Source organism: Selenomonas sp. AB3002 (assembly GCF_000702545.1).
In the GTDB taxonomy this organism is placed as follows: Bacteria; Bacillota; Negativicutes; order Selenomonadales; family Selenomonadaceae; genus Selenomonas_B; species Selenomonas_B ruminantium_A.
Genome location: NZ_JNIO01000008.1, coordinates 2,111,818 through 2,134,906 on the forward strand (window position 1 = coordinate 2,111,818; position 23,089 = coordinate 2,134,906).

General features: G+C 55.3%; 17 protein-coding genes. 5 read left to right on the forward strand and 12 right to left on the reverse strand.

The annotated features are described in order from the left end of the window. Positions 1-30 precede the first annotated feature (30 nt). The 3 genes from P159_RS0117990 to P159_RS0118000 form a co-directional block, all read right to left on the reverse strand. Positions 31-1,764: a methyl-accepting chemotaxis protein gene (locus P159_RS0117990; RefSeq protein WP_029546324.1), complete on the reverse strand. Its 1,734-nt coding sequence runs from the start codon at positions 1,762-1,764 to the stop codon at positions 31-33. A 17-nt stretch (positions 1,765-1,781) separates the two neighbouring features. Next, positions 1,782-3,758, reverse strand: a complete 1,977-nt coding sequence (locus tag P159_RS0117995) for a methyl-accepting chemotaxis protein (protein WP_029546325.1) — start codon at positions 3,756-3,758, stop codon at positions 1,782-1,784. A 176-nt stretch (positions 3,759-3,934) separates the two neighbouring features. Then, positions 3,935-4,867, reverse strand: coding sequence for an FAD:protein FMN transferase (locus P159_RS0118000; protein WP_051650457.1), 933 nt, complete (start codon positions 4,865-4,867; stop codon positions 3,935-3,937). 208 nt (positions 4,868-5,075) lie between these two features. Here P159_RS0118000 and P159_RS0118005 point away from each other — a divergent pair, with 208 nt between their 5' ends. Next, positions 5,076-5,348, forward strand: a complete 273-nt coding sequence (locus P159_RS0118005; protein WP_029546329.1) for a hypothetical protein — start codon at positions 5,076-5,078, stop codon at positions 5,346-5,348. A 52-nt stretch (positions 5,349-5,400) separates the two neighbouring features. Here P159_RS0118005 and P159_RS0118010 read toward each other — a convergent pair whose 3' ends face one another. The 3 genes from P159_RS0118010 to P159_RS0118020 form a co-directional block, all read right to left on the reverse strand. Then, positions 5,401-5,832, reverse strand: a complete 432-nt coding sequence (locus tag P159_RS0118010) for a flavodoxin (RefSeq protein ID WP_029546331.1) — start codon at positions 5,830-5,832, stop codon at positions 5,401-5,403. A 19-nt stretch (positions 5,833-5,851) separates the two neighbouring features. Continuing rightward, positions 5,852-6,391 (reverse strand): DUF3793 family protein, encoded by a 540-nt coding sequence (locus tag P159_RS0118015; RefSeq protein WP_029546333.1) that lies wholly within the window; start codon positions 6,389-6,391, stop codon positions 5,852-5,854. Positions 6,392-6,570: 179 nt separating this feature from the next. Beyond that, positions 6,571-7,926, reverse strand: a complete 1,356-nt coding sequence (locus P159_RS0118020; RefSeq protein WP_051650458.1) for a hypothetical protein — start codon at positions 7,924-7,926, stop codon at positions 6,571-6,573. A gap of 83 nt (positions 7,927-8,009) precedes the next feature. Here P159_RS0118020 and P159_RS0118025 point away from each other — a divergent pair, with 83 nt between their 5' ends. Next, positions 8,010-9,011, forward strand: a complete 1,002-nt coding sequence (locus P159_RS0118025) for an asparaginase (RefSeq protein WP_029546337.1) — start codon at positions 8,010-8,012, stop codon at positions 9,009-9,011. 261 nt (positions 9,012-9,272) lie between these two features. On the opposite strand, the gene P159_RS0118030 is transcribed toward P159_RS0118025, so the two are convergent. Then, entirely contained in the window at positions 9,273-10,076 is an 804-nt protein-coding gene (locus P159_RS0118030) for a Cof-type HAD-IIB family hydrolase (RefSeq protein WP_029546338.1), read from the reverse strand. Between the two features lie 136 nt (positions 10,077-10,212). Here P159_RS0118030 and P159_RS0118035 point away from each other — a divergent pair, with 136 nt between their 5' ends. The 3 genes from P159_RS0118035 (at position 10,213) to P159_RS19705 (ending at position 15,135) form a co-directional block, all read left to right on the forward strand. Next, positions 10,213-11,157: an AEC family transporter gene (locus P159_RS0118035; RefSeq protein WP_029546340.1), complete on the forward strand. Its 945-nt coding sequence runs from the start codon at positions 10,213-10,215 to the stop codon at positions 11,155-11,157. Between the two features lie 275 nt (positions 11,158-11,432). After that, positions 11,433-12,482: an extracellular solute-binding protein gene (locus tag P159_RS0118040; protein WP_051650459.1), complete on the forward strand. Its 1,050-nt coding sequence runs from the start codon at positions 11,433-11,435 to the stop codon at positions 12,480-12,482. Positions 12,483-12,486: 4 nt separating this feature from the next. After that, a complete protein-coding gene (locus P159_RS19705; protein ID WP_051650460.1) occupies positions 12,487-15,135 on the forward strand; it encodes an EAL domain-containing protein in 2,649 nt (882 codons plus the stop codon). A 70-nt stretch (positions 15,136-15,205) separates the two neighbouring features. Here the strand turns inward: P159_RS19705 and P159_RS0118050 are convergent, their stop codons facing one another. The 5 genes from P159_RS0118050 to P159_RS0118075 all read right to left on the reverse strand — a co-directional run bounded on the left by P159_RS0118050 (position 15,206) and on the right by P159_RS0118075 (position 23,063). Beyond that, positions 15,206-16,312, reverse strand: coding sequence for an SLC13 family permease (locus P159_RS0118050; protein WP_029542835.1), 1,107 nt, complete (start codon positions 16,310-16,312; stop codon positions 15,206-15,208). Between the two features lie 136 nt (positions 16,313-16,448). After that, a complete protein-coding gene (gene rbr / locus P159_RS0118055; RefSeq protein WP_029542833.1) occupies positions 16,449-16,985 on the reverse strand; it encodes a rubrerythrin in 537 nt (178 codons plus the stop codon). A gap of 432 nt (positions 16,986-17,417) precedes the next feature. Further along, positions 17,418-19,043, reverse strand: coding sequence for an IS1182 family transposase (locus P159_RS0118060; RefSeq protein WP_029542724.1), 1,626 nt, complete (start codon positions 19,041-19,043; stop codon positions 17,418-17,420). A gap of 261 nt (positions 19,044-19,304) precedes the next feature. Then, positions 19,305-21,116 (reverse strand): hypothetical protein, encoded by a 1,812-nt coding sequence (locus P159_RS0118065; protein WP_051650453.1) that lies wholly within the window; start codon positions 21,114-21,116, stop codon positions 19,305-19,307. Positions 21,117-21,557: 441 nt separating this feature from the next. Then, entirely contained in the window at positions 21,558-23,063 is a 1,506-nt protein-coding gene (locus tag P159_RS0118075; protein WP_029546344.1) for a phosphoglucomutase, read from the reverse strand. Between the last annotated feature and the right edge of the window lie 26 nt (positions 23,064-23,089).

The following is a 23,089-nucleotide window of genomic DNA, read 5'->3' on the forward strand; positions in this document are numbered from 1 at the left end:
TTTTGCGTGCATATATTGACTTGTCGGCAATCAAACCTTGAATGCTCCCACTGCCGTCTGCAGGCCGTGGGCCAGCTGGGCCAGGGCCTCGGAGGCGGTGGCGATTTCGCTGGCGGAAGCGGACTGCTCCTCGGCGGCTGCCGAGACGCTTTCCATTTCCGCAGCCACCTTGCGGCTGTTTTCGGAAATCTTGGCAGAGCGGGCGCGGATGTTGTCCGTATCGCTGGACACGACCTGCAGGTCCTTGCCCATGGCGTCGGCCTTCTGGGCTACCATGTCAGACGATGCCTTGATCTTGTCGAAGGATTCCTGCAGCTGTCCTACAGACTGGGTACCTTCCTTGACAGCCACGTTGCCCTGCTGCATGGAGCTCACGGCAGAGCTGGTATCCTTCTGGATGCCGCCGATAAGGTCGGCGATGCGCTTGGCGGCTACCTGGGATTCCTCAGCCAGCTTGCGCACTTCATCAGCTACCACGGCAAAGCCACGGCCATGCTCGCCTGCTCTGGCTGCCTCGATGGCGGCGTTCAGAGCCAGCAGATTGGTCTGGTCGGAAATACCGGAGATGGTCTCCACGATCTGGCCAATTTCCTGGGAGCGCTGCCCCAGCTTGTCCACGGTAGCGGTGGAGCTGTTCACGATCTCCTCTACGCTGACGATCTTGGAAACGGCGCTGCCGATGGCGGCGCTGCCCGCCTGAGCCTGCTTGTTGGCTTCCACTACATTGTTGTTCACGTCCTTGGCGGTATCATTGAGCCTGTTGATGGAAGTCATGGCATGGTCGATGGAGACCATGGCGTCCTCCACATCCTGCTGCTGCTCCAGCACTGCCCCGGCGGAGTTGGTGACGGACTGAGCCACCATTTCCGTGGCTTCCGCCGCCTGATGAGCGCTGGCAGTGAGCTCCTGTGAGGAAGCCGCCAGCTGCTCAGTGGTGTGCAGCACCTTTTTGATGAGGTCGTTGACGGTGATGCGCATGGACTTCACACACTGCTCCATGTGGCCGAATTCGTCAGTGCGGCCATCGGTGCCGATCTTACCGCCGGTGCGGAAGTCACCTCTGGAGAGCTTGTCGCAGACAGCCACCACCAGCCCCAGGGGCCCCATGATATTTCTGGTGACCATGACCACGGCGAAGGTCAGCACCACAATGATGAGGAAACAGCAAATGGTCATGTTGCGGATGGCCGAAGCCATGTCATCCTCACCCTTCAGCAGGGCTTCCTCAGCCCGCTCATGATCTATTTGCTGGGCCTGTGCCAAGTCATCGGAAATCTTCACAGCCAAAGGCATGACATTTTCCTGATAATAGTTCATGGGGGCACGGTTATCCCCGCCCTCGGCAAAGGCGTTCATTTCCAGCAGCTTCTTGCTGTTTACTACATACTGGTCAAAAATCTTGCGCGCATCCGCTGCCAGGGCGGCCCGGCGGGGATGGGTGGCATTGAGTTTCTCATACTCTGCCATGGCTGCCTCTGCAGCTGCAGTAGCCTTGTTGAACTTCTCAATACGGTCCTTGCGCTGATCAGGCTGAATAGTATAGGGCTGCAACGAGCACTGAATCTGTGAGAACCGGACGTTGTAGCGCACTTCTCCCAACTGATAGAGGCTCATGGTATTGTCTCTGTAAAGATTCTCCAGATCTTCCTGGCCTTCTTTCAGATATACGTAGCCCAAGATGCCCACTATAACCGTGGCGATGAAAGCCAGCACTCCTATCAGTGCCAGCTTCTGCGCCACCTTGATGTTGTTTAAGAAGCCCATAAGAAATTCCCCCTACGTCACACCTGGAACTTGCCCACAGCTTCCTGCATATCCCCTGCAAGCTTGGCCAGGGCCTGAGATGCGGCGGCAATCTCTTCATTGGAAGCAGACTGCTCCTGGGTTGCAGAAGATATTGTCTGGGTATTATCAGCCGTCTTGCGGCTGACACTGTCAATGGAATCAACTGCACTGACAATGTTATTCGCTCCGTCAGAAACAACTTTCACAGAATTGTTGATTTCTGACATCTGGCTGTTGATGCTCTCCACCATGCTCATGATATCGGAGAACTGGGCGCCTACCTCACGGATGGCCTTGGTGCCTTCCTTGACTCCGTCAGAACCACGCTGCATGGACTCTACGGCCTTGGCGGTGTCCGTCTGGATGGAAGCGATGCGCTCCTTGATCTGCTCAGCGGAGGTCTGAGACTCAGCGGCCAGCTTCCTTACCTCTTCAGCTACAACTGCGAAACCACGGCCATGCTCGCCGGCACGGGCTGCCTCGATGGCGGCGTTCAGGGACAGCAGGTTGGTCTGCTCGGCGATGGAGGAAATAGCCTCCACAATCTGGCCGATCTGCTGGGAGTTCTCCCCCAGCTTCTTAACCACTTCGGCGCTTTCCATGACCCCCTGCTCGATGGTGCCCATCTTCTTGATGGCGCCTTCCATCATATCCGCACCGGTCTTGGCAGCAGCTGCGGTCTGCACGGAAGCCTCGGCCACCGTCCTGGCCTTGCCTGCCATTTCCGTGATGTCATGGAACACCATGTCCACATTCTGCTTGGCACCGTCGATGTCGCTAAGCTGCTGGCTCATGCCCGCAGACACCTCGCCCACGGTCTCAGCCACATGGACAGAAGCCTCGGCTGACTGATGGGCGCTGGCGGTGAGCTCCTCTGAGGAAGCTGCCACCTGCTCGGAGGTGCGGGACATATGCTTGATCAGGTCACGGAGATTGTGTCCCATGGTATTGAAAGCATTGGTGAGGGTGCCGATTTCGTCAGAAGAAGTCACCGGGATATCATCAACCCGGAGATTGCCCTTGGCCAATTCCTCAGCATTGTGCTCCAGGGCTGCCACAGGTATGGTAATCTCATTGGAAAGCTTGCGACACATAAAGCCCATGAGAAGTATGCCGAAGATAGTAAGGATGGCGTAGGTAATCTTCATGCGGCCCAGGTTGCCCATGACAGCATCATAAGGCACCTCCAGCGCCACTATCCAGCCGGAATTTCCCAGTGTGGCATAAGCTACGATAAGGTCGCCCATATTGCCAACATTCTCGGCTTCAAAGTAACCATTCTTGGTTTTCACCATCTCATCAAGGTGCGCGCCTATGCCAGGCAGGTCCTTGTAATTGCTCATCTTTTCAGCCGAACCCGTGGTGGCAAGTATCACGCCGGAGGGTTCCATGATAGTGGCATATCCCGTGCCCCGATAGTTGATATCCTTCACCTGGGTATCCAAAGTCTCCAGCAGGATATCTACGAAGATGGAGCCGCCAAACTGGCCGTTCACCTGGAAGGGGCAGACAGCAGAGGTCACCAGCTTGCTGGTGAACTTGTCTACATAAGCCTCAGTAAAGGCCAGCTTGCCCTTTTCATGACCCAGCTTGTACCAGCCGCGGGTGCGGGGGTCGATTTCCCCGGTCTTATTGCCTGCCTGACGGCCCTGGAAGAACCCCGTCTCCGTGCCGATGCCCAACTCCAGAATGTCCTTGTCCCCATCTGCCAGTGCCAGGGAATCCCTTGATTCGATGATAGCCGTATTTCCCTTGGCGGCCGTCATCAGATTAGCTGCATCAGTGGCCACCTGGCCTTTAGTAGACAGCCAGCCTTCCAGCTGGTTCACCTGAGCCGCCACATTAGCTGCCAATTCCGATTCCACACTTTCCTCCAGGTTCGTGCTGGCGTTCCAGTAGCCTACAACAGAGACAATGGCTACCAAAAGACCGGACAAAGCCGTGAGGATAATGAATTTCTCCCTAAGTCGCATAGATAATACCCTCCCTCTCTATATAGTATAGAAGCACATTTGTATAAAGAGTGTTTTCTTTACTATTCGCGCTAGGGAGAAAAAAACCTTTTGCTCAAAGAAAATTTTTAATAGTTGTTAAAATCAGTCATGCTGAGCGAGGGGAACCATAAAAAAAGCCTTCCCCTCAGGGAAAGCTAAAGATTCTCCTCTGTCACGATTTCGCCCCGCACGCCTTCGGCCTGCAGCGACTCTAAAAGCTCTGCCCCCTTCTCCTTTCCCAGCACAAACAAGGCGGTAGTCAGCAGATCCGACTTCACGCCGCAGTCCTCATCCCTGCCCTCAATAATAACCGCTATGCTCACAGGCCGTTCCCCTGCCGGCACCTCCCTGCCGCACCAGGCAGGATAGCCCGTGCGTGGGTCTATGATATGGTGATAGCGCACGCCGTCCTCTTCAAAATAGCGCTCGTAATCCCCGGAGGTGGACAGGGCCTCATCAGACAGCTCCTCCACTTTCAAATATTCTTTGGGGTCATCCCTGCGGGGGTGCCTGAGGCCGATGCGCCAGGGCTGCCCCTCTTTATTCATTCCCAGTCCATAGATGGAACTTGTGCCAAGGTTGATAAGCCCTTTCTCTATACCATGCTTCGCATAAATCTTCCGCACCTCGTCCAGAGCATAGCCCTTGGCAATGCCCCCCATATCAAGCTCCATGCCCGGCACCAGCAGGCGGGCGCTGTCCCTGCCATCAAGCTCCAGCTTGTGCCAGTCCACCTTCCCGCGCGCCTGTTCGATTTCGGAAGGCTCAGGCACCCTGGCCTTGTCCGTGCCAATGCCCCAGAGCTTTACAAGGGGTGCCGCAGTGATATCCCAGGCACCATCTGTCAGCTGCGAATACCTTTGGGATATTTCCAATAAATGATACATCTCCGGGCTCACCTTCACCCACGCCCCGCTGCCAGCAGAATCCCGCAGCCGGGCCGCATCGCTGCCCTCTTCATAATTGCTGAGAATCCCCTCCAGCTCCTGCAACCGGACAAAGCTCTCCTGCACCGCCGCCTCAGCCTCCGTCCCCTCAGCCGTGAGCTGGGCCACCGTATCCATGACAATTTCGCTTTTCTGTACCATGGGCGCCCTGCCACAACCTGCACAAACCAGCAGCATGACCAACAACAGCAGGAGCTTTCCAAAACAGCCTGACCAGCTCAACCTCTCACAACCTTCCCGTATTTTCATTCCATTTTGATATTATACCTCTTATGGGAAGGATTTTCCTATAACTATGGCGAAATAGTCAAAAATCAAAACAAACATCATGCAAAAGGAAGTGAACACCATGCAGAAACACGGAGATAAGATAGCCTACTTTTTCATAGCCTTTGCCATCATCCTGCTCGTCAGAGCCCTGGGGGGCATCGGCCACCTTACCGTCACCACCATCATGCTCTACGTTTCCATTGCCGTGTCCCTGCTGGCCAGTAATATGCCAAGAGTCCTGGACATCCCCCTGCACTACGCCTACCCTGTGCGCTGCGTAGAATACTTCACCTTCGGCACTGCCGTGGTGTGTTTCATAGCACTTTGTCTCCACCATATGATTTTAACGTAAAAAATTCCTCGTTGAGAACCAACTCAACGAGGAATTTTTTGTGCATTTAAAATCAAACAGCGGCCACCAAATCAGCCCCCAGTTTCTCGCACTGGGCCAGGCCTTCATCTGTCGGCCCGTTCTCTATGGCCAGCCCTTCACCTATGAGCTTGGCCCCATCATTTTTGGTGCGCTCGGCCCAGGACTCCATCCAGGCACCGCCGCCCCAGCCGTAGGAACCGAAGAGAGCCACGGGAATGCCGGAGAGCTTCCCTTCCGCCTCAGCGAAGAAGGGCTCGAAGGAACCTTCTTCCAATACTTCATCCCCCATGGCAGGGCAGCCGAAGGCGAAGCCGTCAAAAGAATCCATCTCCCCCACGCCGAACTGCTCCACCTCGAAAAGGCTGGCCTCCGCGCCGGCCTTTTGGGCGCCTTCCTTGACAGCTCTGGCCATCTGCTCTGTGTTGCCCGTACCGGACCAGTAAACAACTGCGATTTTGCTCATAAGATAACCTCCATATAATCTAAACTGCCTGCACCAGTTCAGGGAAAGGTTCTCCCCTCTCCAAACTGGTGCAGAAGGCATGACTGCACTCGGAATACAGCCTGAAAAGCTCCCTTGCCCGCTTCTCATTGCTGTAAACCTTCCAATACCCGGCACAGGCAAAGCCCTGCCCCCGATGCTCAATGAATCCTCTCACATCAGCCGGGGGATACCCCAGGAAAAGTCCCACCTCATGGGGAAAGGATTTTCTCACCTGCATGCGGGAGCGAAGATACTCCAGCATATCCGCCAGGCTCTCCCCTTCCCGATAGCCCATTTCCAGCAAGATCTCCTGAGCTGCCCGCTGCCGCATGACTTTTTCCAATAGCGCCGCCCGGTAAAAAAGCAGCAGCACGAACTCGGACCCTTCAGAAAGCCGGAAGACCGAAATGCCCTTGCATTGGAAACAAGGCAGATAAGAAGCCAGCAATCCCTCAAAATCCTCAAACCTGCTCTTTTGGAAAGAGAGCAGGCAGGCAGGACGCAGCCCCGTCAGAAGAGGCGCCGCGTGAAAGCCCATGATGTGCTCAAACCCTTCTTTGCCCAAATCATCACCACCTGAAAGCAAGCTAATTGAAATTTATTCTCTTTTAACCCCATTGCTATTATAATGCAAATAATTATCATTTGCAAGTTTATAGCAAGAAAAAAGCCTTCCCAAAAGGAAGGCCTCTTGCCATTCTTTATGACATTGCCAGATTACCTAATCCTTAAACTTTCATCTCCCTCTCGAAGGTAGATGGGCCCCAAAGTCAGCTTGCCTTTCTCTATGGTAAAGGCATCCGTGGTCACATCACCGGTAGCCAGACTGATGACCACATCCCGGAAGGTGATTTTCTTGCTCCTGCCTTCCTGCTCAAACTTCCCTGCCAGACTGTTGAAGGGCACCAGATGGTAGCTGCCTGCCCCGGAAAGGAAATCTCCTCTGACGCTCTTGGTCTGCCGCAGTTTGTTTTCCTCCATCCTGAGGTTCAGGGCCACCCGGCACCTGAGAGCTGAGTTGCGGACGGCGGCGCCGCCTTTGAGCCCCTCCCCCTGCAGCTCAAGCCCCCAGGCCTTTTCCTCCAGGTCAAAGTAGCCCTGAGCCTTCACTGTGCCGCCAAATATCTTTGCCCCCACATCGTGAGCGGTGAAGCGGCCCGCTTCATAATGGCAAGCCCCCGTCACTTCAGTGAATTTCAGCGCAGGCAGGTTCAGTTCATCGAAGCTGATGGTGCCGTCAAAGACCGGCTGGGGCAAATGACCCAGCAGCCTTCCCTCCACAGAGGCAAAATCCTTCAGCTTCATGCCCACATCCAGGGACTCGGGGTTGCAGTCCGCAAGCTTCAAAAAGAAATCATAGGTTGGCACCTCCTGGGCAAAGTCAAGATTGCCAGTAAGGTAAAAAGCCCCTGCCTCCACCGTGCCGGAGAACTGGCCGCCAGTAAGGTTCAGATTTGTCTTTCCTCTGGTGTTGATTTTCCCCGTCAGGTCAGCATGGCCAATGACGAAGTGACGGCGGGGAGAAGTCTTCTTATTGCCGGGTGCCTCCATCTCGATGGTGCCCCCCTTGAATTCGATCTGGCACTTGAAGGGACGCTCGCTCCCCATGCCCACTATGGAAAGCCCCGGCTCCCTTTTCTTCTTTCCAGCCTTGGGCTCCCCCTGGGGACGAAAGCCTGTCAGTTCCATATTTTCATCGAAAATCAGATGAAGATAGGCCCCTTCCGTCCTGACGTAAGTGACGCTGCGAGTGCCCACATGCCGCAAAAGTACATCCCAGGGCTTGATATGGAACTCTCCCACGGGGATATCTGCCAGCAGCACCCCCTCCGGGCTCGTCCAGCTGAGGTTCTCAAAGCTCACATCTCCCAGAGGCGTGGCAGAAAGGCTTTCCACCGTCACCGTGCCCGGGAAAAGCTGACGATGCTCCGCCACATAGTTGAAGATGTCAGCGGCACGGTAGCTCAGGAAAACCAGGAATCCGTATGATATCACAGGCACAGCCAGCAGGAGCAGCAGCCCCCCCTGCAGCCAGCGCTTGTGCTCGTGCATGAATTTGTTTATAATGGACACACTCACACCTCCCCCTTTTCTTATTCAATGCAAACACCACGAATCCTCTATCACATGATAAGTTACAGAAAGGACGATGCAGATTGGCTGGCTCAGCTGAAAAACCAAATGTAACGATACTTGCTACCGGCGGCACCATTGCCGGCAACGCAGCCGAGGGCACCGCTACCACAGGCTACAAGGCAGGCGCCCTTGGCATAGATGTGCTCCTGGAGGCCGTCCCCGCCATCAGGGACTACGCCCAGGTCACAGGCGAGCAGATTGCCGCTCTCGACAGCAAGGACATGAGCGATGAGGTCTGGCTGAAACTTGCCAGGCGCGCCAACGAGCTACTGGCCAGGGAAGATGTGGACGGCATCGTCATCACCCACGGCACCGACACTCTGGAAGAAACAGCCTACTTCCTGAACCTCACCGTACACAGCAAGAAGCCAGTGGTCATCACCGGTGCCATGCGCCCCGCCACGGCTATCAGTGCTGACGGCCCCATGAACCTCTTGAACGCTGTGCGGCTGGCTGCCTGCCCCCAGGCTTATGACCGGGGCGTACTGGTCTGCCTCAATGACCAGATTGACAGCGCCCGCAACGTCACCAAGACACATACCACTTCTGTGGATACTTTCAAGTCCCCCCTGGGCCCCATAGGCTGCATGAACGACGGCCATCCCACTTTCTACAACACGGTTGACCGCCGGCACGCAGGAAACACCGAGTTTGACGTGATGAGTGCCGCCAAGCTCCCTTATGTGAAAATCATCTACGGCCATGCCAATGATGACGCCCTTTTCGTTGACGCTGCTGTGAAAGCTGGCGCACAAGGCATTGTCTACGCCGGCACCGGCAACGGCAGCATTCATCAGGACGCAGAAGAGGCTTTGGCCCGGGCCTCCAAAGCAGGCATCGTAGTAGTCCGCAGCACCCGGGCAGGCAGCGGCACGGTCATTCCTGCCGAGCAGTCCTATAGCGATGCAGGCTTCCTCAATGGGGATTCCCTGAATCCCCAGAAGTGCCGCATCCTGCTGCAGCTGGCCCTCATGCAGACCACAGACCGCAGCCGGATCCAAGAGATGTTCTACGAGTATTGAATGACGCCCTGAAAAAATCCCCGCAAGGTACTGCACCCTGCGGGGATTTTGTGTCTGTCAAAGCTAAACCAAGCTCGGGGCACAGGCATAGCATAAGCGGAACGTGTGGAATTTTACCATAGATCTTAGCGAGCGCAAGCTTCGCTCTGCTTCGCAGAGCAAAGCGCAGTGGGAGCTTAGATTCTATGGTAAAGTTCCAAGTGAAGCGTTGCTATGCCTGTGCCCCGAGCGCCTTAGCAACAATTCCTTAGCAACAGTTCCTTAGCAGATAATCCCATTCTTCACCAGATACTCTGCCAGCCCGTCTTCATCATTGCTGAGGGTCACTTCATCTGCCAGCTTCTTGATGTCCTCCGGGGCATTGCCCATGGCTACGCTCCTGCCACAGAGCTCCAGCATTTCCACATCGTTGTAATTGTCCCCAAAGGCCAGGGATTCTTCTGCCGCAATTCCATAATGCTCCAGCATGACCTTGATGCCCGTGGCCTTGCTGACGCTCTTGTCCATGATTTCCAGCAGGAAGGCGGAGGAACGCACGATATGCAGGGAGGGGAATTTCTCCGACAGCTCCGCTTCCATTCTCTCGCAGTCCTCCGGGTCAGCCATCACCAGGATCTTGTTGGGCATCTCCTCTGCCAGCAGTATTTCCTCGAAATCCCGCACTTCGGCGGTGGCACTGGTGATATCCATTTCCGTCTGCACCCGCTCGTCAATGCCCTCCACATACCAGTGACGGCCAGCGTAATAATTCAGGGTCACCTGGGGGAAGTCCCGCTGGATGACCCCCAGCACCATGCCCGTGTCCGTCCCCTCCATGCGCTTGTCATAGAGAATTTCCTCTTTTTCCGTCAGCACCAAAGCCCCGCTGTAGCTGATAATGGGTATCTTGATGCCGATTTCCTCCGTAATGGGATAGATGGCCTCCGGCATCCTGGCCGACACCAGCACAAAGGGCAGCTTTTCCACCAGCGCTTTGGCAGCTTTCCCCGTCCCGGAAGTCACCTGGCTTTCCTTGTTCAGGAAAGTGCCGTCAATATCCGAAAAGACAATCTTGATATCTCCCATATCTCTTCCTCCCCGTATCAAAAACCTATCCCTGCCTCTATTCTAGCAATTAGAAAAGCCCTCTGTCAATCAGCCCTTTCCAAGGCTTGGTGACTGTGGCATAATGGGGAGAGATTACTAGAAAGGCAGTGCTGTTATGCTGGATAATTTTTTCATCGCCGTAAGCGCCGTGGTGCCCATGTTCATTCTCATTGGCATCGGGGCCATGGTGAAGCAGTTGAAACTCCTCACCGAAGAAGAGCTGAATCATGTGAACCGCATGGTTTTCAAAGTCTTCTTCTGCATCATGATGTTCTACAACCTCTATATGGCTGACTATGCCTCTGCTTTCAGACCGAAGCTCATAGTCTTCGGCTGTCTGGGTGTGCTCTTTCTCTTCCTGCTGGGCATGGGCGCCGCCTATGCCTTTGAGAAGAAAGTGCCTATCCGCCGGGGAGCCATAGTCCAGGCCATTTTCCGCAGCAACTTCGTCCTCTACGGCATTCCCCTGATAGGCAATATCTTCGGCAGCGAGGGACTGGCAGTGCCCACCATGATGATTGCCTTCATCGTGCCCATGTACAATGTGCTGGCAGTGGTGGCACTGGAAACCTGCCGGGGCGGCAAGCTGGACCTCTGGCCCACCTGCAAGGGCATCCTGAAAAATCCCATGATTCTGGGCGCCATTGCCGCAGGGCTGGCGCGGCTCATAGACCTGCACCTGCCCGCTCCCGTGCTGAAGCCTCTGGGAGAAGTAGCCGCCGCCACCACTCCCGTGGCCCTCATCATCCTGGGCGCCAGCTTCCGCCTGGGCACTACCGCCCACCACCGCTGGGAACTCATCTTCTGCACTGCTGCCCGCCTGCTCATAGCTCCCGCCATCCTGCTGACCCTGGCCGCCTTCCTGGGCTTCAGGGGAGTGGATTTTGTGACCCTGGTGGCCATCTTCGCCACCCCCTGCGCCGTGGCGGGCTTTGCCATGGCCCAGCAGATGGGCAGCGACGCGGAACTGGCAGGCAACTGCGTCATCTTCACCACCGGGCTGTCCTGCTTCACCATTTTCGGGTGGATACTGGTGACCAAGACCTTGGGGCTCTTTTGAATAGTCATGGCACAGCCCATGTATTCACAGATATTAAAAGAAGGAAAATTCAACCTATATCTAGAATCACTCCAGTTGTAAGGAACTGGAACGAAATAAGTTGTACAGATGGCGTAGAACAAATTTTCATAGGCAAGGCGAAGGAAGGAGGCGTAGCGGTGCTACGTCGACTGACGACAACGCAGCCTATGGGAATTTGGGCAAGCAAGATGCATAAGTTATTTCGTGATAGTTCCTAAGTGTTGTATCTGAACATTTCCAAGGGAGGATGCACTATGGTTGCCAGAGTGGGTTCTATTGCCCTTTGCATAGCCTTTGCCCTTGCCCTGTTCGTGGGCTGCAGCCAAAATGAGAGTCTGCCTCCGCCTGCCGACAAGGCTGATAAGCTGGTGGTCTACAGCCCCCACCCCATTGCCATCATCAAGCCTCTGCTGACCCAGTTCGAGGCCGAGACGGACATTCCCGTGGCAGTCATCCGGGGAGGTTCCGGCGAGCTCATGGACAAACTGGAGGCAGAGAAGGATGCCCCTGTCTGCGATGTGCTCTGGGGGGGTATGCTCAGCACCGTAGCCGGCCGCATGGATCTTTTCGAGGAATATACCTGTACCAATGACCAGGCCATGATGCCGGAGTTCCGCCAGCAGGTTGCAGGTGCCACGATTTTCTCTGACCTGCCTGCCGTGCTGATGGTGAACCACGACAAATACCAGGGACCTCCCATCAAAGGCTATGGGGACCTCCTGGCTCCGGAGCTGAAGGGGCATATTGCCATGGGAGACCCTGCCAAGTCCTCAGCTGCCTATGCCCATCTGGTGGGCATGCTTTACGCCATGGGGGGCGGGAACCCTGAGGCAGGCTGGGACTATGTGGACGCCTTCTGCGCCCAGATAGGCGGCAATACCATCAGCAGTTCCACAGAGGTCTACAAGTGCGTCATCAACACAGGGCCCATGTCTGTTTCCCTGACCTTTGAAGAAGCTGCCGCCAAGTGCGCTTCCGAAGGCTCCCCCGTTGACCTGGTCTACCCCCGGGAAGGACTGCTTTCAGACCAGGACGGCATATACATCGTCAAGGGCACCCAGAAGCAGGAACAGGCCAGGAAGCTCCTGGATTTCCTCACGGGGCCTGCTGCCCAGCGGCAGCTCTCTGAGCAGCTCTACCGCCGCCCTGTGCGCATGGATCTGCCTGTCTCCCCCCTCTCTCCCCTCCCCCCCAAGGAAAAGCTTCACCTGATACGGCAGGACAGGGCTCTGGTCAGCTCCTCCCGCCAGGACTGGGTCAACCGCTTCCATGCCCTTTGCCAGAAATACTACACGGAGGAGTAGCGCCATGAAGATAAAAAACTGGCTCGCCGCCGTAGTGGGCCTTTTCCTCCTTTTTGCGCCGCTCTCAGCAGATGCCGCCCGTGGAATGCGGGTGGGAGTCATGGTGAGCGACCCGCAGTTCTTCTCCATGAAGGAGGACGGGGAGCCTTATGGCTATGCCTATGAATATATGGAGCTGATCGCCCAGTACAAGGACTGGCAGCTCATCTTCCTGCCAGGCACCGTGGACGAGTGCCGCAGCCGTCTCCTCAGCGGCTCCATTGACATGATTGCCGGCCTGCCGCCGGGGCAGGGAAAGGACTTCACCCTCTCCCCCCTCGCCATGTGCCTCATGCAACGGAATTTCCTGCAGCCCCTGCACCTCACTGTCAGCAGCAGACGTCCCACATTCGCCGAAGAAGTTCTCTCGGCAGAACAGGAAATGCGGCTGGACTATCCCCATATACTGGACTACCTCAGCGAAAAGTACTTCCACCATGAAGATAACCAGGCACCGCTGATACTGACCCTCAAAGAGGCGAAATTCCTGAAAGAACACCCGGTGCTTAGGCTGGCTTTGCCAGATGGCAGCTTTCCCGTACTGGAGGAAAGGGACGGGAAACTGGCGGGCCTTGACGCGGAACTCTTGGAACGCATCAGCTCGGATCTGGGCGTCAGCTTTGAACTGGTGCGGGTAAAAGACCGGGCAGCAGCCTACGAGGCACTGAAAGAAGACAGAGTGGATCTCGTGGTCGGCACGCCCCTGGACTTTGCCTGGGCCCAAAAGGAAAATTTCTACCTCACCACCTCCTATACCAGGGCCAATTATCTGGAGGTCACCCGGCGGGGCGAAACAGGGCGCACTGGCCCTGTGGCCCTGCCCCAGGGACTTCTCTCCGTAGATACTCTCATCAAGCATATGGGCGAAAAGGATATCCTCTGGTGCCAGTCTCCCGAGGACTGCCTTGACGCCGTGCGGGACGGGCGGGCTGACAGGACTTTCATGGAAGCCTACAGCTCCCAGTACCATATCCTGCACAACGGCTACTACGACCTGAGCGCTACAGGCGACATCGTGTGCAGCCTGGATATTGGCCTGGCCGTACAGGGCACCCCCGAAGGGCGGCAGCTCCTCTCCGTGCTGAACCATGACCTCAACTCCCTGCCCTCCAATTTCCGGGGAACCATGGACACCCGCGGCATCTTCCAGGGGAAGATGCAGACCTTCTCCGCCTTTGTCTACAACTATCCCATGCAGGTCTTTACCGGGCTTATGGCCCTGCTCCTGGCTCTGTGCCTGTTTTTCTTCTACATCCTGCACATCCGCCGCCGCCATGTGGCAGAAATCCAGAAAGCAGCCTATACCGACTACTGGTCAGAGCTGCCCAACTGGCGCTGGTTCGTGGACGAAATCCCCGAACTTCTGAAGGGCCAGCTGGCTAAATCTGCCGCTGCAGGCCGCTGCTATGTGCTGAGGGTGGACATCGAGTCCATCAACCAGCTGAGCACCAGCACTCGCAAGGCCATCATCGATGAGCAGCTGCCCCGCATCCTGAAAGTGCTGCAGACCAGACTGAAACTCAGGGCCACCGCCGTCAGCGGCATGGCCAAGATGATCATGGCCCTGGGAGAGATGCCCGTCTCCGGCAACGAACAACCTCCCATGGACAGCCTGGTAGAACAGGTTTCCATCACTCTCCGGGGCATCATCCGGCAGGAAACCGCCATCGAACTGCAGGCCGTGAACCTCAAGGGCGGCATCTGCCGCCTGGAAAAGGCCGAGGAACTGGAAACGGCAGTGCACAGGGCAGAGCTTGCCATCTCCGAAGCCTACGAAGCAGGCAGGCTGGTCTGCGTCTACGATGAAAAACTGGAAAAGCAGCTGGCCCGTCGCCAGCTCATCGAAGCAGAAATGGAACAGGCCCTGCAGCAGCGGGAATTCGAAGTCTGGTTCCAGCCCAAATACGACCTCAATACACATCGGACCACTGGAGCCGAAGCCCTGGTGCGATGGAAAAGCTCCAAGATGGGCTTCATGCCCCCGGGAGAGTTCATCAATATATTTGAAGAAAACGGCTTCATCATCCCCCTGGACAACTTCGTGCTGGAGGAAACCTGCGCCATGCAGGAACGCAGGCGGAATGAAGGCAAAAAGACCGTGCCCATCTCCGTGAACCAGTCCCGCATGCACTTCCTGCAGGACGGCTATATGCTCTACATGAAGAAAGTCAGGGACACCTACAACCTGCGTCCGGGACTGGTGGAGCTGGAGCTCACAGAAACAGCATTCTCCTTCATCGACCATCCCGACAGGCGGGACAGGGCCATCCGCATCATCAGCACCCTCCACCGGCTGGGCTTCCAGCTGTCCATGGATGACTTCGGCTCCGGCTATTCTTCGCTGGAGCTCCTGAACATCCTCCCTCTGGATGTGATGAAGATAGACCGCACCCTGATCACCGGCCCCGAGAGCAACGAGCGCATGAGGCAGATCCTCACTGCCTCCGTGGAACTGGGCCAGCGCCTGGGCATGACCGTCCTCTGCGAAGGCATCGAAAACGAAACTCAGGAAGAAATCCTCAAGAAATGCGGCTGCCAATACGGCCAGGGCTACCTCTATTCCAAGCCCATGCCCATGGCAGAATTTGAGAAGTTTTTGGACGAACATGGATGACAAAAAATCGGCTGTGCAGTTGGCGCAGCCGATTTTTTTGTGAAGTATAGGTAAGATTCCCAGAAGGACATTACACATAAAGCTTGTAATACCCCAGCAGCAGCGCCAGCACCAGCAGGTTGCTGCCAGTGAAGGTCAGCAGGTAATAACCGGGCCTGCTGAAACGGGTGCCCAGGTAGGCCTTGAAGGAAATAACGCTGGCCATAGAGGCAATGATGGTGCCCAGGCCACCGATATTCACGCCCAGGAGCAGGGGCACATAGGCCTCCGTACAGCCGGACAGCAGGACGGTGGCGGGTACATTGCTGAGAACCTGGCTCAGGATCAGGGACACCCAGAACTCATGTCCCGTGAGAAGGCTGGCCGCCTTTGAGGTCAGCGCCTCCAGATGGCTCAGGCTGCCCACCCCGATGAAGAGCAGGGCGAAGAGCAACAAAAGCTTGAAATCAGCCTCCAGGAGCAAGCGCCTGTCAAGCAGGAGCAGCCCCGGCAGGACCAGCACAGCCAGCAGAGTGAAGTCCAGCAGGTGCAGCACATGGAGGAGGCAGAGCAGGAACAGCACCAACAGGGGCGCAATCTTTTTCCAGGGCAGCCCCTCTTCCGCCTGGCTGCTCAATTCCACTTCCACCTCAGGCAGGGTGAAGGTGGCCAGATAGATTACCACGCCGCTTATGATTACCACCGGGGCGGTGACAGCGAAAAAGTCCCAAGGGGAAAGCCCGTAATGGGAATAGATGAAGAGATTCTGGGGGTTGCCCACCGGAGTCAGCATACTGCCCAGGTTCGCTGCTATGGTCTGCCAGCAAACCGTGGGCACGATAAGCCTGATGCGCCGGGCCTCCGTGAAGGTCATGATGGCCAGAGGCACAAAGACGATCAGGGCCACATCATTGGTGATGAGCATAGAGGAAAAATAGCAGCTGAAGATGAAGAACCGTGAGAGACTGCGCCCGGAATTGCGCCCTTTGAACAGCCGCTGAAAGAGTGCGGCAAAGAAACCGCTCTGCCTGAGCCCCGCCACAATGCTCATGAGGAACAGCAGCAAACCCAGCAGGGGAAGATTGAGGCAGGCCAGGACTTCCGCGGGAGCAGGGGGTGCAAGGCACCCCGCCCCCAGGGCAAAGAGCCCCGCCAGAAACAGATCGGGATAACGGCGGAAAGCATGATAGACAGGCACGGAAAAGATACTCCTTTACTTCATTATTGTTGATGTTTTGACACTAGATTATAACGCCGCCACCGTCTTTTGTCTACAAAAAAGCACCGCAAGGGGCGCTTTGCCAGCCTTGCGGTGCCTGCCTGTCCAGTCAGCTTCAATAATTGACTTCGCTGATTTCAAAGTAACTCTTGGGATGAGCGCAGGTGGGGCAGATTTCGGGAGCCTTGGTGCCCACCACGATATGGCCGCAGTTGCGACACTCCCACATCTTGACCTCGCTCTTCTGGAAGACTTCCTGCATTTCCACGTTCTGCAGGAGCTTCCTGTAGCGCTCCTCATGGTGCTTCTCGATGGCAGCTACCAGGCGGAACTTGGCAGCCAGCTCCTTGAAGCCCTCTTCCTCGGCGGTCTTGGCGAAGCCGTCATACATATCCGTCCACTCGTAGTTCTCGCCCTCAGCGGCAGCGAGCAGGTTGGCCTTGGTGTCGCCAATGCCTTCCAACTCCTTGAACCACATCTTGGCGTGTTCCTTCTCATTGTCAGCCGTCTTCAAAAAGAGGGCCGCAATCTGCTCGAAGCCTTCCTTCTTGGCCTTGGATGCAAAATAGGTATACTTGTTCCTGGCCTGGGATTCGCCTGCAAAGGCCGCTTCCAAATTCTTCTCGGTCTGGGTGCCTGCATATTTGCTCATAAGCTTTGCCTCCTCTAATATACCATACACTACCTGTCTTTCAGCTTCGCCATCCTCTGCCTTTATTCCTGCCCCCTGATAGCTTTTTGCTCAAAAAAATCCTCACCGCAAGATTTTATAGGAACGTGCCCATAAAACACCAAACATCAAGCTCCGCAAGGGTAATTTTACCTAAAATAAACAATATTATGCAGTAACACTTACCCAAACATTGATATAATAATAAACGAAGATAATCAATTTCCCTTCCCCATTTTTCAATTCCCCCCTTATCCTTCGGGGCTGTTGCATGAGTGTAATTCCACTTATGCACAGCCCCTTTTCCTTGTTGATGTATAAGAAGTTCCTATTCGTTGTAAAATCCACTAAAAATGAGCACAAGATACCAGGCGGTCTAAAAATCGCCTTTTTTCTTGTGCTCTTATTTTGTATTCAGGCTGCGTTATTCACAGGGAACAGGTGCTGGCCTGCTCTGTCTGACTGGATTTTGCAGTGCAGCTTTTGAATATTGTAAGCCATAGCCACCAGCATGATCTCAACAAGGACATTTGCTGTGCCGCGGCTCAGGAACCTTCGGAAATTCATGTCCGCCTTCATCATTGCAAATGCACCTTCTGCCTGTATGCTTCGGTTTATGCGCAGTTGTACTCCTTCTTTTGAGGTTATACGTTCCAAATCTTCCTGACGTTGGCGCAGAAACTGTTTGGATACTTCAAAGTGCTTGGTTCTCTCCTCCAGCGGGGTCTTGCAATGGTTTCCGTGTATGCACTGGCTCTTCAGCGGGCAATTGCCGCAATCCGCAGAACTGTAAAGGGTTATATTTCTTTTGAATCCTGTCCGGCTGCTGCGTACGAATTCCTTTGCAGCTGCAAGCTTCCTGCCCTGGGCGCATAAATAGGCATCTTCTTCTGGCAGATAGGTCATATTCTCCCTGCGCCCGATATCCTTTTTCCATTTTCTTGTCTTGCTCTTCTCATAATTGCTGGGCTTTATGAAGGCGCGCTGCCCGTTGGTCTCAAGATAGAGGTAGTTCTCTTCGCTTTCGTATCCTGCATCCGCAACCACATTGGGATAGCGGCGCTGCAGATGTTTCTCCATATCCTGAAGGAAAGGAATGAGTGTGGTTGTATCTGTAGGCTGGGGACCGACCGATGCCCATGTGATGAATTCAGAGTCCGTACCGCACTGGATGTTGTAGGCGGGCTTAAGCTGGCCGTTCTTCATGGCATCTTCCTTCATGCGCATGAAGGTGGCATCCGTGTCTGTCTTGGCAAAGCTATTGCGGTTGCCTAGAATGTGCAGATATGTATTGTATTTTTTGAGCCGGGCAATGAACTCGTCCAGCTGCTCCATTGTTTTCTGCAGGGCAGTCTTGCGCTTGCCCGTTCCCTTGACGAAGATGATGTCCTGCGCCTTCTGGCATGCCTTGAGCTTGCGGCGGAGCTTTTTGAGGTGCCTGACATGGATTTCATCGCCGTAATGCAGAGAAAGCGTGAACGCTTCCCTGGCTTTGCTGACAAAGGCAGGAAGCTTTGCCATGAGCTTGGCTTTGTTTTTAAGGACAGCCTTCTTCCAGACAAATTTATACTTGTTGGAGAAAGACTCAATCTTTGTTCCGTCAATGAAGATGTCTTTAAGGGAAATGACACCGAACTGTTCAAGCAGGAAGTCCATCTGGGCAAACAGTTCCTTGATGCAGGGGGCCAGATGTTTGGAACGGAATCTTGAGATGGTAACATGGTCAGGGGCCGGCTTGCCTTCCAGCAGGTACATGAAGTTGATGTCCCTTCGGCAGGCAGTCTCGATCCTGCGTGAGCTGAAAATATGGTTCATTCCGGCATAAACAAGGATGGCCAGCATCTGCCTGGGCGACGCCAGATTTCGATCTATCCTTTGATAGGTCTCCTCCAGTGACTTTATATCCATACCTCCAATGCAGTGGCGAAGCAGGCGGACGGGGTCATCTTTGCTAACCTGAAATTCAAGATTTAAGGGGAGAAACAGTTGATAATTCTCTCCTAAAGACGTATACTCTTTCTGTGAATTTGGTTTTTGCATACCTAAATTCTACACCTAATCCCGGGGCTTGAATGTCCCGGGATTATCTTTTTGCATAAAAAATGAGGCTGCTGCACGTTTGGATTACGTGCAACAGCCCCTTCGCCCTCGCACGAAATCTAAGCGATTACAAGTCCTTCGGACTTGAAATAGCCAAGATTTCGTAGCGAAAGAAAACGTGGCCTTGCCTTTCATCCTTGAAAGCCAACGGCCACAGAACGCCCATCCATGGGCTGAAGATTGAATTGTCTTTAATGTGGTTCAGTAGATTATTCCTGCCATTTTCAGCAGGTATTGGGCATTGGTGGTGGTGCAGCGGCCTTCCTTCAGTTTGAAGTCAAATTTTATCTTGTCATCTTCGTAGTGCTCCTCGAAGTGGAAGTTGCGGAGGGGCTGGCCCTCCGGGCCTTGCAGTTCACACAGCTCGAAATCATGGGTAGTGATGAAGGCCAGGATATGGGGACGGGTCAGGTGCTCTATGGCAGCCCTGGCGCCTACGATGCGGTCGGCGCTGTTGGTGCCCTTGAAAATCTCGTCTATGCAACATAGCATGGGACGGCCCTGCCCTGCCGCCTCCACCATCTGGCGTACCCGCAGGAGCTCTGCGTAGAAGGTGGAGATCCCTTTGGAAAGGTCGTCGCTCACCTGTATGGAAGTGTAGATATCCATCAGTGACACCTCAAAACTCTCCGCCGGCACCGCCGCCCCGGCATAGGCCAGCACCGCTGTCCCTGCCAGAGTCCTTAAGTATGTAGTCTTGCCGCTCATATTGGAGCCTGTGATGATGATGCTCTCACCTGCGAAGTCTGCCCCATTGCCCACAGCCCTGCCCTCCTCTATCAGCAGGGATTCCGCCCCCCGGGCCCTGAGCCTGGGGGCACTGTCCTCCAGCAGGACAGGCAGGACGGTTTTCTCACGGGTCAGGGCGGGTACAGCCAGCGACAAGAGCATTTCCATCTCCTGCAGGGCCGAGAGCCAGCCAGAGAGCTGGCACCCTGCCCCCCGCTGCCACCTGAGGAAGCCTGCCGTCAGATGGCTGTCCATCAGGAAAAGGGCATTGAGCAACACGAAGGCCAGGATATTCTGCCGGTAAAGGAACAGCTCCGCCAGCCCTGCCAGCCTTGCCAGTCCCTCAGAAGCCTTCATCCCCCTGTCCTTGCCCTCTGTTTCCCCCAGGAAGTGGCGGCGCAGGTCTCTTAGGTAAAGGCTTTTGTTTTCCCTGGTTTCCAAAAAGGCAAAGACCCCCGCATAGCCTCTGAGGGCCTGCTGGATTTCCAGCAAAGGGGAGAGGATTGCCCCATGGGCCCCTGCCGCCCAAAGGGAAAGCAGGAGGTTAAGCCCCCAGAGATAAAAAGCAGCTTCCCAGGGCAGCCTGCCCGCCAGTGACAGGGCCAGAGCCAGCCAGGGCAGCAGGGGCAGGACATAGCGAAGTTTACCAAGGACTCGGCAGGGCAGGGCTTCCTCTGCCCCCTCCCCCTTTATTTTCTCCGCCAGAGGCCCCAGGTCATGCCCCTCCGGCACCGCCTGCAGCAGGCCGGCCAATTTCAGCGCCCCTTGCGGCTCTTTGGCCAGCTCCGCCACTGCCTCCTGCCGCAGGAGGATAACGTCCCGGCTGCCAGGAAAGGGAGAGAGCACCTCCGCCAACCTCTCCCTGCCCCCCAGTGTCCGGGCAAGGCAGAGATACTGAAAAAGCGAGGCCCTGCCAAAGAGGTGCAGGTCACGTCCCTGGGGCCGTTCCTCCTGCAAAAAATCTTCACCGTCCAAAACCAACTCCCGCCAGCTACCCTCCATGCGGGCAAGAAAAGCCTCCACCGCCTGCAAGCGCTCCTGAAGGGCGGCCATTTCCTGCCTGAACCTGCCGTGCCGTCTTATCAGCAGGACAAACAATGCCAGCAAGGCCGCTCCCGCAGCGTAACCAGCTAAATAACCATCATACCCCGCCGCCAGCGCCAGCACCGCCAGCACGAAGGAGAGAGCGCGCCACAGACTCAGCCGGCTGTCAATCTTCCCAGCCTTGAGCAGGGCATCTCTGAGTTCTTTATGCTGTTTCTGAAAAAAAACTTTCTTATCCACTTGATTCATCCCCATGAACAAACTGCAAACATTGACAAACCCGGATAATTTGCTATAATTTTCATATAGAAAACATCAAAAATAGTGCTATCACCAAGGGAAATCAGCCCCGTTTTTGTAGCCATAGAAATGACCGTTTAGTTTGCGAGACTAGGGACGGTCATTTCTGTTTTTATTCAAGTCTTTGCCAATCATATAGCCAAGGCTAAAGATGGCTGCCGTAAAGCCCACAAGGGCCAACATCGACTCTAATGTCATACGACATCCCTCCTTCAGTACATATTTCCCTAAAGGGATTTCTATGTCATCGAAGGGTCACAGTCCCTCCGTAGAAGGGCCAACCGTCATCCCGTGCGATAGCACCATCATCAGTATATCACAACAACAGAAAGAATAAAACCGCCACGGTTTGCCCGTGGCGGTTCTTTTGCGTTCACTTACTTATTTATTGAAGACGGAAAAATCCAGTGCATCGAAGCCTGCCAGGAGTTCCTGCACCTGGCCTGCAATCTCCTTGGCACCGCCAGCCTTGCGGCTCTCGATATTGAGCGGCATCTGGGGGTCATGGAGGGAGAGGCGCAGGAGAGCCCAGCCCTGGGGGAACACCAGGCGCACGCCCTCGAAGGAAGGCTTGGCAGCCTTGATGCCCTTCTCTGCCGCGCGGTTCTCAAAGGCCTGCAGCACATTCTGCCCATATTCTTTGAAATCTTCACGGGCTATCTTCATGCGGTATTCCACCGCCTCCACCGGCTCGCCCAGCGTTGCCACCAGGCCCTCAAGCTTCTTGCCCTTGGCCTTGGCTTTGGCAGCAGCAATCAGGAGCTTCACAGCCAGATAGGCGCCGTCATCCAGATAGTAGTTCTCGGACAGGGCTCCGTGGCCGGAAGTCTCGATGGCCAGCGGGGACACAATGCCGCTGTGGTTCAGGCGGACACACTCGTCAATGACGTTCTTGTAGCCGCGCATATAGCGGTGATGCTTGAGGCCCAGCTCCTCCTTGAGGAAAGTGGTGAGCTCGTCAGAGGTCACGGAGTCCGTGACAATGGTGCTGCCGGGATAGTCCGGTGCCAGAATAGCGGCCATCATGGCAATGAGGGCATTGCGGCTGATTTCCTTGCCATTCTTCAGCACAGCGCTCATGCGGTCCACGTCCGTATCGAAAATCAGGCCCAGGTCTGCCTTGCTCTTCAGCACGGCCTCCCTGATGGCGGCCATGGCCTGCTTGTTCTCGGGGTTGGGAATGTGATTGGGGAAATGTCCGTCCGGCTCCAAGTAAATGCTGCCTGTGGTGTCAGCCCCCAGGCGGCCCAGAATCTGGCTGGCGAAGAAGCCGCCTGCGCCATTGCCTGCATCCACTACCACGTGCATGCCCTTGAGGGGTTCATTCTCGCCCCCCAGAGCCTGACGGATTTTCTTCCGCAGGTGATGGCAGTAGCGCTCCATCAGATCATACTGCTGGACCTTGGACAGATCGCCCTGGGCTACCGGCTGGCGGGCAGCAGCAGAGAGAATGGCATCGATATCCTCATGCTCCACGCCCCCGTCCTTGGTGAAGAACTTCAGACCGTTGCGGTTATAGGGCAGATGGCTGGCGGTAATCATGATGGAGCCATCCATGCTGGTTTCCGGGAACACCGTGGACATGAACATGGAAGGGGTGGAAGCCATACCGCAGTCCACAGTGACACAGCCAGCGGCAGTCAGAGCCTCCAGCACAGCCTTCTTGAGAGCCGGAGCAGAAATACGGGAATCGTGTCCCACCGCCACACGCAGCTTCTTCTTCTCCTTGTCGGCCTTCTCAGCGAGGAATTCCAAAAAGCCTCCGGTAATGACATTAGCCGCCTCTACAGAAAGAGTCACCGGCTCATCGGGCACGCCTTCCACAGCTACCCCTCGCACATCACTGCCGTTGGCAAGTTTCTTGAGTATTTTTTCAGATACTAGCATAATAAAAAGCCCCCTACCATGATTTT

What these genes read in the sequence shown, in the direction of transcription:
- P159_RS0117990 (WP_029546324.1), bottom strand. Translation starts at nt 1,764, where the DNA reads ATGGGCTTCTTAAACAACATCAAGGTGGCGCAGAAGCTGGCACTGATA.
- P159_RS0117995 (WP_029546325.1), bottom strand. Translation starts at nt 3,758, where the DNA reads ATGCGACTTAGGGAGAAATTCATTATCCTCACGGCTTTGTCCGGTCTT.
- P159_RS0118000 (WP_051650457.1), bottom strand. Translation starts at nt 4,867, where the DNA reads ATGGTACAGAAAAGCGAAATTGTCATGGATACGGTGGCCCAGCTCACG.
- P159_RS0118005 (WP_029546329.1), top strand. Translation starts at nt 5,076, where the DNA reads ATGCAGAAACACGGAGATAAGATAGCCTACTTTTTCATAGCCTTTGCC.
- P159_RS0118010 (WP_029546331.1), bottom strand. Translation starts at nt 5,832, where the DNA reads ATGAGCAAAATCGCAGTTGTTTACTGGTCCGGTACGGGCAACACAGAG.
- P159_RS0118015 (WP_029546333.1), bottom strand. Translation starts at nt 6,391, where the DNA reads ATGGGCTTTCACGCGGCGCCTCTTCTGACGGGGCTGCGTCCTGCCTGC.
- P159_RS0118030 (WP_029546338.1), bottom strand. Translation starts at nt 10,076, where the DNA reads ATGGGAGATATCAAGATTGTCTTTTCGGATATTGACGGCACTTTCCTG.
- P159_RS0118035 (WP_029546340.1), top strand. Translation starts at nt 10,213, where the DNA reads ATGCTGGATAATTTTTTCATCGCCGTAAGCGCCGTGGTGCCCATGTTC.
- P159_RS0118040 (WP_051650459.1), top strand. Translation starts at nt 11,433, where the DNA reads ATGGTTGCCAGAGTGGGTTCTATTGCCCTTTGCATAGCCTTTGCCCTT.
- P159_RS19705 (WP_051650460.1), top strand. Translation starts at nt 12,487, where the DNA reads ATGAAGATAAAAAACTGGCTCGCCGCCGTAGTGGGCCTTTTCCTCCTT.
- rbr (WP_029542833.1), bottom strand. Translation starts at nt 16,985, where the DNA reads ATGAGCAAATATGCAGGCACCCAGACCGAGAAGAATTTGGAAGCGGCC.
- P159_RS0118060 (WP_029542724.1), bottom strand. Translation starts at nt 19,043, where the DNA reads ATGCAAAAACCAAATTCACAGAAAGAGTATACGTCTTTAGGAGAGAAT.
- P159_RS0118075 (WP_029546344.1), bottom strand. Translation starts at nt 23,063, where the DNA reads ATGCTAGTATCTGAAAAAATACTCAAGAAACTTGCCAACGGCAGTGAT.